Origin of the sequence: Pseudomonas sp. NY15435, assembly GCF_048068295.1 — a bacterium.
In the GTDB taxonomy this organism is placed as follows: Bacteria; Pseudomonadota; Gammaproteobacteria; order Pseudomonadales; family Pseudomonadaceae; genus Pseudomonas.
This window is the reverse complement of sequence record NZ_JBLUQA010000005.1, coordinates 281,320-299,373: the sequence shown is the minus strand read 5'-3', so window position 1 is coordinate 299,373 and position 18,054 is coordinate 281,320. Positions and strand designations below refer to the sequence as shown.

General features: G+C 65.7%; 16 protein-coding genes and 2 pseudogenes. 7 read left to right on the top strand and 11 right to left on the bottom strand.

Translation table 11 applies throughout. The features are described from left to right. Positions 1 to 14 precede the first annotated feature (14 nt). Positions 15 to 1,013: a GlxA family transcriptional regulator gene (locus ACNFH5_RS14290; RefSeq protein WP_416747316.1), complete on the top strand. Its 999-nt coding sequence runs from the start codon at positions 15 to 17 to the stop codon at positions 1,011 to 1,013. 283 nt (positions 1,014 to 1,296) lie between these two features. Continuing rightward, positions 1,297 to 1,422 (top strand): annotated as a pseudogene (locus tag ACNFH5_RS14285) (AraC family transcriptional regulator); the annotation flags it as partial. Positions 1,423 to 1,662: 240 nt separating this feature from the next. Here ACNFH5_RS14285 and ACNFH5_RS14280 read toward each other — a convergent pair. Then, complete coding sequence (locus ACNFH5_RS14280) at positions 1,663 to 3,357, bottom strand: amidase (protein ID WP_416746907.1); 1,695 nt, start codon at positions 3,355 to 3,357, stop codon at positions 1,663 to 1,665. Positions 3,358 to 3,798: 441 nt separating this feature from the next. Next, the gene (locus tag ACNFH5_RS14275; protein ID WP_416746905.1) at positions 3,799 to 4,188 is read right to left on the bottom strand and encodes a hypothetical protein; all 390 of its coding nucleotides are present in this window, start codon (positions 4,186 to 4,188) and stop codon (positions 3,799 to 3,801) included. 218 nt (positions 4,189 to 4,406) lie between these two features. On the opposite strand from ACNFH5_RS14275, the gene ACNFH5_RS14270 reads away from it, so the two are divergent. Beyond that, positions 4,407 to 4,826, top strand: coding sequence for a transcriptional regulator (locus tag ACNFH5_RS14270; protein WP_416746903.1), 420 nt, complete (start codon positions 4,407 to 4,409; stop codon positions 4,824 to 4,826). Positions 4,827 to 4,830: 4 nt separating this feature from the next. Here ACNFH5_RS14270 and ACNFH5_RS14265 read toward each other — a convergent pair whose 3' ends face one another. After that, the gene (locus ACNFH5_RS14265) at positions 4,831 to 5,331 is read right to left on the bottom strand and encodes a GNAT family N-acetyltransferase (protein WP_416746901.1); all 501 of its coding nucleotides are present in this window, start codon (positions 5,329 to 5,331) and stop codon (positions 4,831 to 4,833) included. An 83-nt stretch (positions 5,332 to 5,414) separates the two neighbouring features. Beyond that, positions 5,415 to 5,810: a RidA family protein gene (locus ACNFH5_RS14260; protein ID WP_416746899.1), complete on the bottom strand. Its 396-nt coding sequence runs from the start codon at positions 5,808 to 5,810 to the stop codon at positions 5,415 to 5,417. 164 nt (positions 5,811 to 5,974) lie between these two features. Here ACNFH5_RS14260 and ACNFH5_RS14255 point away from each other — a divergent pair, with 164 nt between their 5' ends. Next, on the top strand, positions 5,975 to 6,898 hold the full coding sequence (locus ACNFH5_RS14255; protein ID WP_416746897.1) for a LysR family transcriptional regulator: 924 nt from the start codon (positions 5,975 to 5,977) through the stop codon (positions 6,896 to 6,898). A gap of 20 nt (positions 6,899 to 6,918) precedes the next feature. Here ACNFH5_RS14255 and ACNFH5_RS14250 read toward each other — a convergent pair. Both ACNFH5_RS14250 and ACNFH5_RS14245 read right to left on the bottom strand, forming a co-directional pair. Then, positions 6,919 to 7,130 (bottom strand): annotated as a pseudogene (locus ACNFH5_RS14250) (O-methyltransferase); the annotation flags it as partial. A gap of 57 nt (positions 7,131 to 7,187) precedes the next feature. Further along, positions 7,188 to 7,880 (bottom strand): B3/4 domain-containing protein, encoded by a 693-nt coding sequence (locus tag ACNFH5_RS14245; protein ID WP_416746895.1) that lies wholly within the window; start codon positions 7,878 to 7,880, stop codon positions 7,188 to 7,190. 439 nt (positions 7,881 to 8,319) lie between these two features. On the opposite strand from ACNFH5_RS14245, the gene ACNFH5_RS14240 reads away from it, so the two are divergent. Then, the gene (locus ACNFH5_RS14240; RefSeq protein ID WP_416746893.1) at positions 8,320 to 9,228 is read left to right on the top strand and encodes an MBL fold metallo-hydrolase; all 909 of its coding nucleotides are present in this window, start codon (positions 8,320 to 8,322) and stop codon (positions 9,226 to 9,228) included. A 160-nt stretch (positions 9,229 to 9,388) separates the two neighbouring features. Here the strand turns inward: ACNFH5_RS14240 and ACNFH5_RS14235 are convergent, their stop codons facing one another. Next, positions 9,389 to 10,273, bottom strand: a complete 885-nt coding sequence (locus ACNFH5_RS14235) for a LysR substrate-binding domain-containing protein (protein WP_416746891.1) — start codon at positions 10,271 to 10,273, stop codon at positions 9,389 to 9,391. Positions 10,274 to 10,651: 378 nt separating this feature from the next. Here ACNFH5_RS14235 and ACNFH5_RS14230 point away from each other — a divergent pair, with 378 nt between their 5' ends. Next, on the top strand, positions 10,652 to 12,199 hold the full coding sequence (locus tag ACNFH5_RS14230) for a nucleobase:cation symporter-2 family protein (protein ID WP_416746889.1): 1,548 nt from the start codon (positions 10,652 to 10,654) through the stop codon (positions 12,197 to 12,199). Between the two features lie 168 nt (positions 12,200 to 12,367). Here ACNFH5_RS14230 and ACNFH5_RS14225 read toward each other — a convergent pair whose 3' ends face one another. Next, positions 12,368 to 13,294, bottom strand: coding sequence for a hypothetical protein (locus ACNFH5_RS14225; protein WP_416746887.1), 927 nt, complete (start codon positions 13,292 to 13,294; stop codon positions 12,368 to 12,370). Positions 13,295 to 13,485: 191 nt separating this feature from the next. After that, on the bottom strand, positions 13,486 to 14,364 hold the full coding sequence (ptrR, locus tag ACNFH5_RS14220; protein ID WP_416746885.1) for a putrescine utilization regulator PtrR: 879 nt from the start codon (positions 14,362 to 14,364) through the stop codon (positions 13,486 to 13,488). 144 nt (positions 14,365 to 14,508) lie between these two features. Here ptrR and ACNFH5_RS14215 point away from each other — a divergent pair, with 144 nt between their 5' ends. After that, positions 14,509 to 15,894, top strand: a complete 1,386-nt coding sequence (locus tag ACNFH5_RS14215) for an NAD-dependent succinate-semialdehyde dehydrogenase (RefSeq protein ID WP_285887990.1) — start codon at positions 14,509 to 14,511, stop codon at positions 15,892 to 15,894. A 233-nt stretch (positions 15,895 to 16,127) separates the two neighbouring features. On the opposite strand, the gene ACNFH5_RS14210 is transcribed toward ACNFH5_RS14215, so the two are convergent. Next, on the bottom strand, positions 16,128 to 16,655 hold the full coding sequence (locus tag ACNFH5_RS14210) for a DUF3828 domain-containing protein (RefSeq protein WP_416746883.1): 528 nt from the start codon (positions 16,653 to 16,655) through the stop codon (positions 16,128 to 16,130). 63 nt (positions 16,656 to 16,718) lie between these two features. After that, complete coding sequence (locus ACNFH5_RS14205) at positions 16,719 to 18,035, bottom strand: NAD(P)/FAD-dependent oxidoreductase (protein ID WP_416746881.1); 1,317 nt, start codon at positions 18,033 to 18,035, stop codon at positions 16,719 to 16,721. Positions 18,036 to 18,054 lie beyond the last annotated feature (19 nt).

Below are 18,054 nucleotides of genomic sequence, written 5' to 3'. Positions count from 1 at the left end.
AGTTCAGTGGGGCCATGCAGGGTCGCAACCTGCGCTACCTCGACAGCGAACCCAGGCAGCCCATCCGCCCCGAGCGGGTGGGCTTCCTGCTGCTCGAACACTTCTCCCTCCCCGCCTTCACCCAGGCGCTGGATACGCTGGTCACCGCCAACCTGATCCGCGCGCAGACCTTCGTCACGCAGACCTTCAGCCTCGACGGCGAGTCGGTCACCAGCGACCTTGGCCTGGTGATCTGTCCCGGCGAGACGCTGACCTCGGCGCAGCTCGCCGAGCTGGACCTGCTGGTAATCTGCGGCGGCCTGCGCACGCCGCTGCGCGCGATCCCCGAGCTGACGCGCCTGCTGCAGATCGCCGCCGACAAGGGCATCGCCCTCGCCGGCCTGTGGAACGGCGCCTGGTTCCTCGGCCAGGCCGGCCTGCTGGACGGCTATCGCTGCGCGATCCACCCGGAGAATCGCGCGACGCTGGCGGAGATCGCCCGCCACAGCGACGTCACCAGCGAGAGCTACCAGGCCGACCGCGACCGCCTCACGGCCGCCAGCCCCACCGGCGCCTTCAACCTGGTCTTGGAATGGATCAACGCGCGCCACGGCCGCGAGCTGGTGGATGCCATCGTCGATATCCTCGCCTTCGAGGAATCACGCTTCCGCCGCACCCGCCCGGCGCTGCACGAAAAGCTCAGCGAACCGCTGCGCGAAGCGATCAACCTGATGAGCGCGAACATTGAGGAACCACTGAGCCAGGACCAGCTGTCGAGCTATGTCGGGCGCTCCAAGCGACAGATCGAACGGCTGTTCCAGGAGCAACTGGGGACCACGCCGGTGCGCTATTACCTGGAGCTGCGCATCACCGAAAGCCGCCGCCTGCTGCAGCACTCCAGCCTGCCGATGTACGAAGTGGGATTGGCCTGCGGCTTCGTCTCGCCCAGCCACTTCAGCAAGTGCTACACGTCGTTCTACGGCTACTCGCCGTCCAAGGAGGCACGCTACGGCAACGTGAAGTCGGCGAAGTGAGCGCGGCTCCCGTAGGAGCGGAGCTTCTCCGCGAAGCGAACCTTCGCGGACAAGGTCCGCTCCTACGAAGGCGAATCGGCGCACCCTTTGCGCGATCGGGGCCAGGCCCAGCGTCCCGTCTCCACGGTGAAAACCGGCATCGAATCGGTTCGCGAGCAAGCTCGCTCCTACAAAGAGCAGGACCGCCGCACCCTGTAGGAGCGAGCTTGCTCGCGAACCCTGGCCCATCAACACGCCAGCAAACGTCGCACTTACCGCTTCTGGCAATAAAAACCGCGCCCCGATGTACGAAGCAGGATTGGCCTGCGGCTTCGTCTCGCCCAGCCATTTCAGCAAGTGCTACACATCGTTCTACGGCTACTCGCCGTCCAAGGAGGCACGCTACGGCAACGTGAAGTCGGCGAAGTGAAGGCGGATCGGCGCGCCATTTGCGCGATCGGGGCCAGGCGCAGCGTCCCGTCTCCCCGGTCAACACCGGCATCGAATCGGTTCGCGAGCAAGCTCGCTCCTACACAGACCTGCCGGCGCCAACCTGTCGGAGCGAGCTTGCTCGCGAACCATGGCCCCGACCCTGACAACGCGGCCCCTCACTTCGCGCGCATAAAAAAACCGCGCCCAGAGGCGCGGTTTCTCATCGGACCGGAGCCGATCAGCCCAGCGGCGGTGTGCTCGGAGGCACCAGGCGCTTGGAGCCGGTGGCCTCGAAGGCCGCGGCGAAGGTCAGCAGCGCGGAGTCGTCATATGCGCGACCGGCGAAGGTCAGGCCCACTGGCATGCCGATGTCGGCCATCACGCCCATGGGCACGGTGACGGTCGGCACGCCCAGGTGACGGATCGCCAGATTGCCGTTGGCAACCCAGATGCCGTTGCTCCAGGCGATGTCGGCCGATTCCGGATTGACGTCGGCGTCCGCCGGGCCGACGTCGGCCACGGTGGGGAACAGCACGGCGTCCAGCTTCAGACCGTCCATCCAGTCTTCCAGGTCGAGCTTGCGAGTCTTCTCCAGGCCACGCAGGCCATCGGGCAGGCTCTCGATCTGATCCCAGGTCTTCAGGCCGCGCTTGGCCATGTTGACGTACTCGTCCATGCCGGCGACCAGGTCGTCCTCGCGGTTGGGCAAGGTGCCCGGATCGTGCGGGAAGATCTGCGGACCGTCGACATCGGCCAGCTTGTTCAGCTTGGGGTCGCCGTTGGCGCGCAGGAAGTCGTCGAAGCCCCAGCCGGACAGCTCCCACAGTTCGTCATGCAGGAATTCCTGGCTGACGAAGCCACGGTTGTAAACGGTCGGCGCGCCCGGGCGGTCGCCCTCGCAGTTGGACACCAGCGGGAAGTCCACTTCGACGACTTCGGCGCCGGCGGCTTCCAGGGCCTTGCGGGCCTGTTCCCAGAGGTCGATCACCGAGGCGCGGGTGTTGATGCGCTGGCCGGTCGGGCCGCCGATGCCGGGCTTCTCGCTGGTGCCGGCCAGCTCGTCCTTGTTGATGAACATGCGCGGCACGCCCAGGCGCTTGCCTTTGAGCGCTTCGGGGCCGGCGGCGAGGTCCAGGTAGGACGCCGGGCGCACTTCGGAAACGGCAGGGATCGGCACCCACGGCTGCAGGCGCCAGAGGTCGCCGCGCTTGTCGGTGTCTTCGGCCACGACTACGTCGAGCACTTCCAGCAGATCAGCCATGGTGCGCGCGTAGGGCACCACCACGTCCATGGTCGGGGTCAGCGGCCAGTTGCCGCGCACCGAGATCACGCCACGGGACGGGGTGTAGGCGCACAGGCCGTTGTTCGAGGCCGGGCCACGACCGCTGGACCAGGTTTCTTCCGCCAGGCCGAAGGCCGAGAAGCTCGCGGCGGTCGCGGTGCCGGCACCGTTGGAGGAGCCCGAGGCGAACGGCGCAGTGAGGAACTTGCGGTTGTACGGGCTTTCCGCACGGCCGTACACGCCGCGCTGCATGCCACCGTTGGCCATCGGCGGCATGTTGGTCTTGCCCAGGCAGATGGCGCCGCCGGCGCGCAGGCGCTCGACGGTGAAGGCGTCGCGGTAGGCGACCAGATCCTTGAAGGCCGGGCTGCCGGAGGCGGCGGTCAGGCCCTTCACCAGGTAGCTGTCCTTGGCGGTGTAGGGGATGCCGTCCAGCGGGCCGAGGGTCTCGCCACGGGCGCGGCGAGCGTCGGAGGCTTCGGCTTCCTTCAGGGCCTCGGTGTTGCGTACGACCACGGCGTTGAGCTTGGTCGGGCCATCGTAGGCGTCGATGCGCGCGAGGTAGGCCTTGACCAGTTCGACCGCGGTGGTGCGGCCCGACTCCAGGGCTTCACGCAGCTGCGCAATGGAAACTTCGGTTACCTCGATCATGCTTTCACCGTCGGCTGAAGGTTGGTGGGAAGGGGCAGGTCTGCGTCGCGACGGACCCAGACGGCGCAAGTCGGAAAATGCGTGTTCATCTCGATTCTCTTGTACTTCTGTTACGCGACGGGAGTGAGTGTACCGTCGGCCGGCGGCATCGTTCAGCGCCCGGCGGACAAGCCGGGTGCGCCGCTTCGAGCAATGAAAGGCGAATACAGCCGCCAGGGCGCACACACTGGCATGCCCGATCAGAATACACAACAGTCGTAAATTAAAAAAAACGCCCACCGAGTGGGGGCTCGGCGGGCGAGATGCGGGCACTGGGGGAAGCGCCCTTGGAGAGTCAATCAGCGAAAGCCCGGAGGCAGACGCTGGCGCAGGCTACTCGCCGCCTGCCGGCGCTGGGCAGGTCGCTGGGGGGAGCGACCCGCTCGAAGACGTATCAGATCATCAACTGTGCTGCGCGCACTGGTAGGCGGCGTCCAGCAACTCGCCCTTGTCCTGCCAGGCAGTGCGCTGGTAGGCGCTGAAGTGGTTGCCGCCGGCGATCGGGGTCACCTCGACGATGCCGCTGGCCTGCCTGGGGTCGGCGCTGCCGGTGAGCAGCTGACGGGTACTGCCGCTGTCGCTGACGTAGGTGGCGGTGCCGGGGGTAAGCCTGCCGTCGACACAGTTCAGGTAAGCGCCGCTGTCCTGGGCGGTAGTGCCGCCAAGACTGTCCCAGCTCAGCCGGGTTTCGGAGGTCGTCGCGCAACCGGTCAGGCTGGCAACGACCAGCAACAGCGGACCGAGGGCGATGCGGGCAGCCAGGCGATTGGGTGTGGGGCGCGGAGTGTTCATCGATTCTGTCCCTTGCTCGGTTCAACAAGCTCTTGGGACAGATAGTCAGCCGCGCACGCCCCGCGCACCACTCGATTGCATCGATAGTGAATCTCGACGTAATTGATGGTTGCGCGGCGACGAGCCTGCGCACCGCTGCGCAGGAAGTTCGAACCCTGCGCACGGCTCCGGGTCGCACATCAGGAAGCCCCTGCCTTCTCAACCCCGGAGGACACGCCATGAGCTACGACTGGGATCTGATCGAACGCCTGCTGCTGCGTGCGCAAGCTTGCGCCAACGAACCCTACAAGGCCCGCGAGTGCGGCGAGGAAGTGGCCGAGCAGCACCGCTTGCAGGGTGAGCCGATAGAAGGCAGCGTCGATCACCTGAAGAAGGTCGCCGGCGACCTGGAAGGCGACTTGTTCGCCAACGGCTATATCCAGGAACGCCCGCGCGAACACGGCGGCACCGGCAACAACTTCGAACTCACCGAGCGCGGCACCGAACTGCTCACGCTGATCAGCCGCAGCTTCCCGGACCACCTGGTGTTCCGCCAGTTGCTCGATGAACAGGGCGAAGCCGCGCTGCTGCCGGAGACCTTCGACCAACTGGCCGAACGCGCCACCCGCGACCGGGTGGACGACAAACCCGAGCGCTGAGCGATCAGGCGGCAGGCAATTCCATGACCATCTCATGCCACGCCATGCCGCCGTGGTCGGACGCCGACGGTTTCACATAGCGATAACCCATGCGCTCGTAGAGCGGGACGTGGCGGTCCTTGCACATCAGGTGAATGGTGCGTTTGCCCAGGCGGGTCATGCGCTCGATGAAGGTGCGCATCAGCACCGAGGCGAAACCCCTGCCCTGCTGTGCGGGGTCGATCACCACCGACATGATCACCACGTTGGGCGCCGCCGGATCGTGGCCGATGAGTTCCTTGAACGCCTCGTCGGACATCACCACGTCGAACGCGCAGCCGCTGTTGATGAAGCCGATGATCTCGCCGCTCAACTCCATGATCAGGAAGCCTTCGGGGTACTGCGCGATACGCGTGGCGATTTTCTCCCGCGTGGCCGCTTCGTCGCCTTCGTAGGCGGTGATCTCGATGTCGAAGCAGCGGTCGGTGTCGGCGGACGTGGCGGTGCGGAAGGTCGGAGCAGTCATGGGGAAATCCTGGCAGGGCAAAACAGGACGGCATGGTAATGAAACGCGCCCGTCCCGTCTCGCCGCCCTGCCTTGCGGCCGGCTCAGTCCTGCGGCAATCGCGCAATCACCTTGATCTCGAAATCGAAGCCGTACAGCCAGGTCACGCCCACCGCCGTGACCGTCGGATAGGGCGCGGCGCCCCAGTAGTCGGCAGCGACCTGCCAGGCGCGCTCGAAATTCGCCTGGGGGTCGACCATGAAGATCGTCACGTCCATCACATCCTCGAAGGTGCAACCGGCAGCGGCCAACACCGCGTTGAGATTGTCGAAGGCTCGACGCACCTGGGCATCGAGCCCAGGCTCTGGCGAGCCGTCCTCGCGGCTGCCAACCTGGCCGGAGACGAACAGCAGGCCATTGCTGCGGATCGCCGGGGAATAGCGGTTGCGTTCATAAAGCGCCTGGCGGCCGGCGGGGAAAACCACGTCACGTGTACTCATCTGCTTGCTCCATCGAGGGGCGCTGTGGCCCCGGTTTCAACGATGGAGGCAGGTTACGGCCCGCAACCGCCGTGATAATCGGGCAATACTGGTCAGCATTGTTTGTAGAATCCAAACAATCATCCCTCTTAAGTGCCCTTTTTCATGGGCCAGCCGGAGCCGCCATGGACCGATTCGATGCGATGCAAGCCTTCGCCCGCGTAGTGGAAACCGGCAGCTTTACCAGGGCCGCCGACACATTGCACATGAGCCGCACCAGCGTGACCCAACTGATCCAGCAGCTTGAAGCGCGCCTGCGCGTGCGCCTGCTCAATCGTACGACGCGCAAGCTCAACCTCACCGCCGACGGCACCGCCTACTACGAGCGCGTGGTGCGCCTGCTGGCGGACATGGACGATGCCGAAACCAGCCTCTCCAGTGCCGCCGCTGCGCCACGTGGCCGGCTGCGAGTTGACGTGCCAAGCCCGCTCGCGCGCCTGCTGCTGATCCCCGCCCTGCCCGACTTCCATGCGCGCTACCCGGATATCCAGATCGACATGGGCGTCAGCGATCGCATGGTCGACCTGATCGACGAGAACGTGGACTGTGTGGTGCGCGGCGGCGAACTCACCGACCAGTCGTTGATGGCCAGGCGCGTCGCCGACTTGCCGCTGGGTGTGTTCGCCGCGCCCGCGTACCTGCAGCACGCCGGCGTACCGCAACATCCACGCGACCTGGAGAACGGCCGGCAACGCATCGTCGGCTACCTCTGGGCGCGTACCGGCAAGCCACTGTCCTACGCCCTGCACAAGGACGGCGAAACCGTGCAGGTGCACGGTCGCCCGGTGCTGACCGTGGATGACGGCAACGCCTACCTCGCCGCCGGAATCGCCGGCATGGGCGTGCTCTGGCTACCGCGCTACATGGCCGACGACGCCGTGGCGCGCGGCGAACTGGTGGAGCTGTTCGCCGGCTGGACGATGGAAACCATGCCGCTGTTCGTGGCCTTCCCGCCCAATCGCCACGTCAGCGCCAAGTTGCGGGTGTTCATCGACTGGATCGTGGAGCTCATGGCGCGGCACGCGCCGGTGGCCCGACCGCCGCTGTAGCCACCACTCGCGCGCGACCATCAACCCAGGCGCATGGACAGCTCCACATCGTCGGCAAAGGGAATCGACAGATAGCGGCCGCCTGGCAGGCGCACTTCGGCCAGTACTCGAGGCTGTAATCGGCATTGGCAGCGACGATCAGCGCGCCGGGGCGCAGGTGGTTTTGCACCAGGGCGAGAATCTCCGGATAGAGCCCCTTGGCGCCGTCGAGCAGCAGCAGATCGATGCTTTCAGTGACGCGATGGCGGATATGCTCTGCGCCTACTTGATAGCCTCATGCAGTAGAGCCTTACGTCCGGCACTCCACGAACAGCGCCTCGGCCTTGGCGCCCGGCATCATCTGCTGCAACCCGGCGACCAGTTGCTCGCCTGCTTCGTGCAGGGCCTCCAGCGGCATTTCCGGCAGGCTTTCGAGAATGAACCACATGCGCTGTGCCTCGGCGTCCAGGCGGGTGCGCACGCCCTGCCGCCAATTCCAGCGGCGACAGGTGACACCGAGGTCGTCACGCCAGATGACTTCGCCGGCGTCGGGCGACTCGTGGGCCGGCGCGCCGTCCTTCATCGTGTCGAAGGTCTCGCTGCCGTTGGCGATCACCAGACGTGGAGGGCCGGCGTAGGCGGCGAGGTTTTCTCCACCTACCGGAATCGCGAACTGCACGCTAATGGCGTTGTAGAGGTCCACCACCGGATCGATGCTCGGCAGGCTGCCGTCACGCAGCGCGCGCTTGCGCAGCGCCTCCGCCGAACAGGGCGTGCGCTGGGGCTTGGCGCCAAAGCGTCGGAATACTTCGGCCCAGGCCGCCAGATGCGCCTCGGCCCAGGACGGCTCGCTCGCCGCCAACGCGGCGCAAGCTCGCGCCAGGGCCTGCTCCGCCACCTCAGGATGGCGGATGGGCGCGGCTTCCACCGTAATGCTCAAGGCTCGAAAGCCGGGAGCGATGGCAGCAATGGCGGGATCGATGTGTGGCGTGACGGGCTGCATGGCGATTTCCTTGGTGTACGGCGAAACAGGGTGATTCTGACGCTCGGGTTGCCCGCTTCAGCGGCGGACGAAATTGCGCTTGTTGTAGTCGCCCCAGGCGACGGACAGGGTATTCAGCAGGCAAAGCATGGCGGTCCATCTGGACTTCATTGGAATAGCTCCGGAAACAGTGGGAATGGGGCACGAACAGCGCGCCCGACCCGCACAGTTCTACCGCCATGGCGCCATCGCTGCCATGAAATCCCCGAATGAACAATTAGCCCTGCTTATGCAGGACCGCACAAATCAGCTTCGCTAATCCCACCAGGCTTTAGCTGAACTGAACCTTCGGCTCGCAAAAAACGTGCATTGAAGTGCGCCCTCGCCAGCGGTGAGATGAACCGGCGGAGTCACCTGCCGCCATCCCCATCGACAACAACGACAAAGAGGTTCGCGCCCCATGCGCACACTGATCAAAGCCCTGGCCCTGGCTTCCACCACCCTCCTCGGCGCGCCCTTCGCCGCGACCGCGGCGCAAGCGCCCACTGCTGAAAGCCCGGCCTTCGTGGTGCACAAGCTGACGGACTTCCTCTACGCCATCGGCGAGCCGACCTACTACCAGAAGAATTATTCGTACCTGCTGGTGGGCTCGAACCAGGCGCTGATGTTCGACTCGGGCGCCAACCAGAAGGAGGACATCACCAAGGTTGCCCGCCAGATCACCGACAAGCCGCTTTCGGTACTGCCTTCGCACCTGCACTTCGACCACCTGGGCGGGCTGCACAACTTCCAGAGCATCTACCTGGTGGATACACCCTTCACCGCCAGATTCCGGCGCGCCGACGGCCTCTACCAGGTGCCTGAACCGGTCTACCTGGGCAACATCGACCACATGACCCTGGCGCCCTTCAAGGTCGCGCGGCTGGTGAAGCCCGACGAGGTGATCGACCTGGGCGGACTCAAGCTGCGCCTGTTGAGCATGCCCGGCCACACGCCGGACGAGGTCGCGCTGTTTGATGAGGCGCACAACATCCTGCTCTCCGGCGACCACCTCTACCCGTCCTGGCTGCTGGCGGGGAACCTCAAGGACTACGTGGCCTCACTGGATTCCACGCTGAAGGTGATCAACCCGCAGACCACCCTCTACGGCGCCCACGCCGACGAGGACCCGAGCAAGGTGCCGGCCATGACTTACGCCGACGTGGTGGCGGTTCGCGACAAGATGCAGCAGATCCAGACCGGCCGCGCCAAGGGCGAAGCCTTCAGCGACCCGGAACTGATCAGGAGCTCGGAGCTGTACAAGGTGGAGAAGGACATCAGCATCCTGACCAACATCCAGTTCACGGATGGGCGGGGTTACGGCTACTGAGGCCTGCCCCAACCCGTCTTTTGTAGGACCGAGGGGGACGCCCAGTCCTTGCTCGCGAACAGCGGCGTGCTGTCCTGAACTTTTGTATCAGGCTGCCCCCGATTCTCGAGCAAGCTCGCTCCTACAGGCTCACCGACCCACAGCGTTCCCGGGTTGAGCGCTACTCGCCCACCGACAGCAACCAGTCAATGAACGCCCGGACCTCCGGGCGTTCGCGTTTCGCCTCGGGGCAGACGACGTAGTAGTTGTGCACCGCCGCCACCCAGGTCGGCAGCGGGCGCACCAGGCGGCCTTCGTCGAGGTCGCGCTGGGAGACCGTCTCGTCGCTGAGCGCCACGCCAAAGCCATCGCGCGCCGCCTGCAGGACCATGCCGAAATCCTCGAAATGGATGTCCTCGGCACCACCGCGATTGGGGCCTGCCTCGGCCAGCCATTGCTGCCACTGGCTGCCGTCGTCCTCATGCAACAGGCGATGCCGGGCCAGGTCGGCGGCTACCTGAATGGCCAACGGCCCGCGCAGGTACTGCGGGCTGCACACCGGCGTCATGCGGATGCCATGCAGCAGACGCCACCAGACGCCCGGCCATGGCGGCGTGCCGTAGATCACAGCCACATCGGCGCGGCGCCAGTCCACCTGGGGCATGCCCGGCGCGGTGATCACGCTCACCCGCACCGAACGCGATTCCTCCATGAAGCGCAGCAGCGGTCGGGTCAGCCATTCCACGCCCTCGGCCGGCGGGATCGACAGGCAGATATCGACCCGATCCTCCTCCGGCCGTAGCCCAGCCTGCAACGCCTGGACGGCCCCGGTGATCTCGCCCATCGCACTGGCCACACTCTTCTGCAGCGACCGCCCACTGGCGGTCAGTACCAGTTGCCGACCGCGCTTCTCGAACAGCTCCACGCCCAGGCTCGTCTGCAGCGCCTTGACCTGCTGACTGACCGCACCGGTGGTGACGTGCAGCTCGACAGCAGCCGCGGCCAGGCTGCCCAGGCGGGCCACGCTTTCGAACACCCTGAAGCTGTGCAGCGGCGGAAGGGCCATCTTTTCTGAAGTCCGGCGAAAACCAAGGCGAACGGTTATAGCAGGACCGGCCGGCACAGGGGAACGCGGTGAGCCGAGAGCATCCCTGGCCCGCAATTTGCGAAGACCTGTGTACAGGTGGCCGCAAAGAACCTTCCGGAGCTTTGCATGCAGCCAACTGGTGCTTTTGGATTCACATGTGCACACATTTCGTGCAACGCACGCCGAGTCAGGATTTCATGCAGAACGCCGATTGCAGAGCCATCGAACCTGAAAAAACACATAACCGACCGGTCAGATTCCGGACCATCGGCCATAAACATGTATACAAAACAGTGGATATTTCCCACGGACTTTGTCTACAGTGGCCGCACAACAAAAACAAGCGAGTCCTCAGCCATGAATGATCGTTCAGCTGTAGCGTCCGCCGGAGCACGCCCGGAAGACGAGAACCTCGGAATCGGCGCCAACCTGGCGTACGGCCTGCAACACGTTCTGACCATGTACGGCGGTATCGTCGCCGTGCCCCTGATCCTCGGCCAGGCGGCCGGGCTCAGCCCAAGCGAGATCGGCCTGCTGATCGCTGCCTCGCTGTTCGCCGGTGGCCTGGCCACCCTGCTGCAAACCCTCGGTATCCCCTTCTTCGGCTCACAGATGCCGCTGGTGCAAGGCGTATCCTTCGCCGGTGTCGCCACCATGATCGCCATCCTTGGCGGCGGCTATGAGGGCGGCGGCCTGAACGCCGTGCTGGGCGCGGTGATGGCGGCATCCTTCATCGGTTTCCTGATCACACCGGTGTTCTCGCGCATCACCAAGTTCTTCCCCCCGCTGGTCACCGGCATCGTCATCACCACCATCGGCCTGACGCTGATGCCAGTGGCGGCACGCTGGGCCATGGGCGGCAACCCCAAGGCGCCGGAGTTCGGCAGCATGGCCAACATCGGCCTGGCTGCCCTCACCCTGGTGATCGTCCTGCTGCTGAGCAAACTCGGCAGCGCGTCCATCTCGCGCCTGTCGATCCTGCTGGCCATGGTCATCGGTACCCTGATCGCCGCCGCCCTGGGCATGACCGACTTCTCCCGCGTGGCCGAAGGCCCGATGGTGGCCTTCCCGGCGATCTTCCATTTCGGCATGCCGACCTTCCACGTCGCCGCGATCCTGTCGATGCTGATCGTGATCATGGTGACCCTGGTGGAAACCTCGGCGGACATCCTCGCCGTCGGTGAGATCATCGGCACCAAGGTTGACTCCAAGCGCCTGGGCAACGGCCTGCGTGCGGATATGGCGTCGAGCATCCTGGCGCCGATCTTCGGCTCCTTCACCCAGAGCGCCTTCGCCCAGAACGTCGGCCTGGTGGCCGTGACCGGCGTGAAGAGCCGCTACGTGGTGGCCACCGGCGGTCTGATCCTGGTGACCCTCGGCCTGCTGCCGGTGATGGGCCGGGTGATTGCCGCAGTGCCCTCCTCCGTGCTCGGCGGCGCCGGCGTCGTATTGTTCGGCACTGTGGCGGCCAGCGGCATCCGCACCCTGTCCAAGGTCGACTACCGCAACAACATGAACCTGATCATCGTCGCCACCTCCATCGGCTTCGGCATGATCCCGATCGCCGCCCCCAGCTTCTACGAGCACTTCCCCAGCTGGTTCGCCACCATCTTCCACTCGGGCATCAGCTCGGCGGCGATCATGGCCATCGGTCTCAACCTGCTGTTCAACCATCTCAAGACCGGTAACTCCAACCAGCAATCGGTGTTCGTCGCTGCCGAGGAGCGCACCCTGCGCTATCGCGACATCGCCGCACTGAACGAAGGTGACTACTTCCAGAACGGCAAGCTGTATGACGCCGAGGGCAACGAGGTCCAGGTGGTCGGCGATGATCACGACCACGACGAGCACCACGCGCCAGCCGCCAAGCCGGTGAAGCGCGAGACGGTAAACAGCAGCGCCTGACGCTGTCCGGCACCCATGAAAAAGGCCCCTTCCGGGGCCTTTTTCGTTCTCGCACCACGAGCTTCCGGCAGGAGCGAGCTGGCTCGCGAACGGTTCTACCGGCACCTTGGGCGTCAAGCGGTTCGCGAGCAAGCTCGCTCCTACAAGAACCTAAGCGCCATTGGGGAATCAGTGCAGCGCCACCGCAGAATCCTCTTCGGCCGAAGCCACCACCATCGCCACGGGATCAGCATGCGGCGGCTCTGGTTCCGCTTCGACCGGCGGCGGTGCGCTCACTTCCAGCATCAGCGATGCGGATGGCCCGCCTCCTGGCGGTGGGTTGACCACCACTACGGCCAGGCTGCCGGCGGCGGCCACATCCTCGGGCAACAGCTGGAATGCCAGCCGCGAGCTGTCGGCCAGCGACGTCTCGCGCTCCACGCCATTCACCAGCACCCGTGCGCCGCGACTGAAACCCTTGCCGCGCAGCGTGACATACAGCGACTGGGCATCGAGGACCGGAGGCTGTGCCTCGGTAATGACCGCCACGGGGTTTTCCAGCTGGTCCTTGCGCCGGGCGTCGCCGCTGCTCCGACGGGTTCGGAACAGGCTGTCGAGAACTTCGGCGAATTTGTCGGTGCCCTGCTTGGAGGCCATCCCCACCAGCCCGGACATGGCCATCAGCCCGTACAGATTGACGCTGGCCGAGTCGCTGGCGACGTTCACTGTCAGGAACACCGCGCGAACGATCAGGTACAGCATCAGCGCCAGCGCCATGCCGATGCAGGGCTTGAGCAGATACCACCAGATCCAGCTGGCCATGAAGCGGTCATTGCCGACGAAGTCGCCAAAGGACTTCGCGACATGGACGAAGCTACCCAGCGCGCCGGCGACCATGACCATCACCAGCAGCCGCGCGTCCGGCCCCGGGCACCAGCCGATCAGGCATTGCACGCCCGGGTCGCCGACGGCGCCGGCAGGGGGGAATTTCGGGTAGGACTGCGGCCACAGGCTGACCAGGGAAACCGCGAGGGCCAGGGCGAAGAACATCAGCCCCGCGCCCATCAAGGTGATCTGCAACGCATTGGCGCGTCGTCTCTTGCTACGTGTCTCCATCATCCGCTCCGGGCTGAAGGCCAGGGGAAAAACGCCCTGCCGCGAAGGGCGTTTTCCGCCTTCGCACGACGGACAGAGAAATTCACGTTAGCGCAGCGCAAAGCCGCTGCAAGAGGCGCTGGTGAATATTTAACCGCTGTCTCGAAGGCGTTACGTAAAGCCGTCGAAACAGCACGTGCAAAGGCCCGGCCTCAGGCCACTGCGGCCTCGGGCAGGGGCGCATCCAGTAGTCCGATAAATGCCCGCAGCGCCGGCGTATCGGTACCCCGTCGCCAGAACAGCCAGGTCGTCGCGTCGGCATGCTGCGGCGCCAACCGGTGGATCGCCACGTTGCGGCCGCCGGCCAGGCTTTCGAACATCGCCCGCGGGATGATCGCCACGCCGCCACCCGCCGCGATGCAGGCGAGCATGCCGTGGTAGGACTCCATCTCGACGATCTTGCCCGGCACCACGCGGTGCTCGGCGAACCAGCCCTCCAGGCGCTTGCGGTAGGAACAGGTATCGCGGAAGGCGAACACCGTCTCCCCCGCCACGTCCCGCGCGTCATGCACCGGCGCATGATGCTTGGCGCTCATCAGCACCAGTTCCTCGCGGTATACCGGCTGGCCGTCCAGTTGCGGGTGGTTGGCCGGGCCATCAGCGAAGGCGGCGATGAAACGGCCGGAGAGCACCCCGTCGATCATCTCGCCCGAAGGACCGGTGGAGAGGTCCAGCTGCACCTTCGGACATTGCTGGTGATAACGCGCGAGCATCTCCGGGATACGCACCGCCGCCGTGCTCTCCATCGAACCCAGGGAGAAGCCGCCATGGGGCTCGGCGCCCACCGCCACCTGCCGCGCCTCATCGACCAGATCGAGGATGCGCTCGGCGTAATCGAGAAAGCTGCGGCCAGTCGGCGACAGACGCAGGCGCAGTTTTTCACGGAGGAACAGCTCGGTACCCAGCTCCGCTTCCAGCTGCTTGATCCGCGTGGTCAGGTTCGAAGGCACGCGGTGCAGACGGGCCGCTGCTGCTGTGATGCTGCCCTCGTGGGCGACGGCGCGGACGATTTCCAGCTGGGTCAGGTCCATCATTCTCTCCGAGAGAAAGAGTCTTTCTTGATTATTCATTTTACATGAATGAACGGGCATCTTAATTTCAGCGTCATTCCGGAGCCAGTGCGTCCGGACGAACGACCGGCCTTGCGCCCTTACACAGAACAAGCAGGACTCACCATGAACCAGATCGCTGCCATCCCCGCTGCCATCTCCCGCAGCCCCGCCACCGGCCAGGAACTGGCCCGCTACACCTTCGAAGACGCCGCCCAGCTGGAAACCTCGCTGGCCCGCACCGATGCCGCGTTCCGCCAATGGCGCGACACCAGCATCGCCGAACGTGTCGCCGTGCTGCGCAAGATGGCCGAAGTCCTGCGCGCCAACGTCGAGCCGATGGCCCGCATGGAAGCCCAGGAAATGGGCATGCCGGTCACCCAGGCCCGTGGCGAGATCAACAAGTGCGCCAACCTCTGCGAGTGGTACGCCGACAACGGCCCGGCCATGCTCGAAGACGAGAAGACCAGCATCGAAGGCGCGTACATCTCCTATCTGCCGCTGGGCCCGGTGCTGGCCGTGATGCCGTGGAACTTCCCCACCTGGCAGGTCATGCGTGGCGCGGTGAGCATCATCCTGGGCGGCAACACCTACGTGCTCAAGCACGCGCCGAACGTCATGGGCTGCGCCTATCAGCTGCGCGACGCCTGGCTGCAGGCCGGCCTGCCGGAAGGCGTGTTCGAGGTGCTGAACGTCGAGCCACCGCTGGTTTCCAAGGCCATCGCCGATGACCGCATCGCCTCCATCGCCGTGACCGGCAGTGTCGGCGCCGGCGCCGCCATCGCCTCCCAGGCCGGTGCCGCGCTGAAGAAGTGCGTGCTGGAGCTGGGCGGTTCCGACGCCTTCATCGTGCTCGCCGACGCCGACCTCGACGCCGCCGTGAAAGCCGCCGTCGCCAGCCGCTTCGGCAACTGCGGCCAGGTGTGCATCGCCGCCAAGCGCATGATCCTCGAAGAATCCATCGCCCCGGCCTTCACCGAGAAGCTGCTGGCCGCGGTCAAGGCGCTGAAGATCGGCGACCCGCTGGCGGACGACACCTTCGTAGGCCCGATGGCTCGCTTCGACCTGCGCGACGAACTGGATGGCCAGGTACAGCAGGCCATCGCCGACGGCGCCACCCTGCTGCTGGGCGGCCACAAGCTCGAAGGCGAAGGCAACTACTACGCGCCGACCGTGCTGGCCGACGTGAAGCCGGGCAACACCGCGTTCAAGAAGGAAATCTTCGGCCCCGTCGCGTCGCTGATCGTCGCCCGCGACGCCGAGCATGCCCTGGAGCTGGCCAACGACAGCGAGTTCGGCCTCTCCGGCGCGATCTGGAGCGCCGACAAGGCCAAGGCCCAGCACATGGCCCGTCGCCTGGTCAGCGGTGGCGTGTTCATCAACGGCTTCTCCGCTTCCGATCCCCGCGTACCGATCGGCGGCGTGAAGAAGAGCGGCTTCGGTCGCGAGCTGTCGCACTTCGGCCTGCGCGAGTTCACCAACCCGCAGACCGTGTGGATCGACCGCAAGTAAGTCATTGCTGTTGTAGGAGCGACGGGGGCGCCTAGCCTCCGTCCGCGATGGTGTCTGGCGCGATGCGGACCTGTCGCGGACGGAGTCCGCTCCTGCGCTCATTGGCAGATCACGATGGCCTTCGGGCCGTGCGGTTCGCGAGCAAGCTCGCTCCTACAGGGAGCTCCGTGTTTTTTGTAGGAGCGAGCTTGCTCGCGAACAGAGCCGAACCCGGACTCAGACCGCAGATTGAATCAGGGCTTGGCCGCGTCTTTCTTCAACTGCAGCAGCTCCCGGGTGCTATGCCGCAGATTCTCGGCCAGGCTGCCCTGCTCGTTGAAGCAGTCTTCGACCAGCCACCCCCCAGCCGTGCGATGCAGCAAGAGGCCAAGGTCACGGTCCTCCCCCGTCAATGCGTCCTTGAGCACCACCCGCGCCTTGATTCGTTCGTCGTCCACCGGGGTAAACGCCAACGACTTCACCTTGATATCGCCCCAGTCCTGGCAATCGCACAGCGGGTCGCCACCCAGGTAGCCCAGCTCACCGTCGGCAGCGTCCTGGTCAGCCTTCATCAGCGCGATCAGCGAAGCATCGTAAACGTCCTCTTCCTTCAGCGACTTGTTCGGCACGCCCGGGCCGTCCGGCGAATAGCTGGCATACAAATGGCGCAGGAAGCGCTCCGCACTGGCGGTGTCGGCCACCGGCGTCGAAGCGGCGAGCGAGGTATCGAACAGCGTCAGCAGGATCAGCGACAGGGCAAAAACGGATCGCAGGAAGGCCATGGGATTCTCCGTCGGGCAGCCGGGCATCATCGCCCGACGAGTCCTCGAAATTCCGTGAAGTGGTTAAAGCTGTGGCCGATAGCCCTGGGACAAAAGCCAGCCCTGGAACACCCGGCGGCGCTCCGGCGGCAGGTCCGCCAGTACCTGCGCCTCGGGCTCCGCGCGCAGCCGACGCAGCCAGGGCGCCAGCTCCAGGCCGTCGAGATGCCAGATGCCCAGCGGCTGGTCGGCGCTGACCACCACGTCCGCTTCGTCGACGAACTCGCCCTTCAGGACCGGAGCTCGCTCGATCCGCAGGCTGGCGAAGTCCGCCGGCACGTGGCTCGGCTGCTCGTCCGGCCAGTCACGGCGCGCCTGCCAGAACGGCTGGTCGACCCACTGTGTTTCGCTGGCATAGAAGTCGCGGCCGACACGGGCGAAGCGCAGGAACAACTGCTCGACCCGTTGCTGATGGAAGCGCCTGGCCAACTCCGCCCGCTCCGGCGCACGCAGCAGCGTGTTGATCACCAGCGGTGCCTGCAAGGCCGAGGACAATGACTGGAAAATGCCATTGCCGGACAGCGGGTCCACCGCCATCGCCGCATCGCCCACGCGAATCCAGTTGTCACCGCAGGCTTCCAGGCAGAGGATCGCTGTGCTGCTGCGGGCGTGCAGGTCCAGCTCACGCTCCTCGGCATCACCGAAGAACTGCCGGACCAGCTTCGACGCGCGGCGGCGCTCGCGGCAGTAGTCCAGCAACCGCTCGCGGGGCGGCAGTTGGCTGCTGGCGACGTCCAGGGTGAGCTGCCAGTAGCAGCGGCCATCCTCCAGCCGAGCCATCCAGGCCCAGCCGTCGGCCAGGCTCTCCACTGCCGTCGCCAGCGGACCGGGCTCGCCCTGCCAGCGGTTGAGCAGGCTGAGGGTTTCCGGGCCGCGCCGGGCCTTCTGGCCCTTTTGATTCAATGGCGCCTGGCGGCCGCGGGCTTCGACGAGGAAGGCGCCCTGCACTTCCCGGCCGTTTTCAAGTTTCACGCGCCAGCCTGAACCATCCTCCGCCACGCCCAGCACCTGGGCCTCGATCAGCTCGACACCGCCGTGCTTCAGGTCCTCGCGCAGCCCCGCATCGAAGCGCGGGCGATCGAGGACGCATTCGATGTTCTGCGCACTTTCCACGCCATTCCAGTGCACGCGCCGTTGCGAGGGCGGCGCGGCACAGCTCAGGGCGTGGTTCAGGCCGGCATTGCGCAGGGCTTCGAGTACACGCTGGGAGACACCTTCGACGGCGGCGAAGCGGCGCCATTCGCTGATGACGATGACGCAATGACCGAGACGGCGCAGGCCGAGGGCGACGGCGGCTCCGGCGGGGCCGGCGCCGAGGATCAAGATGGGTAATTCAGTCATGCTCCGGCTGCCCTCTCCC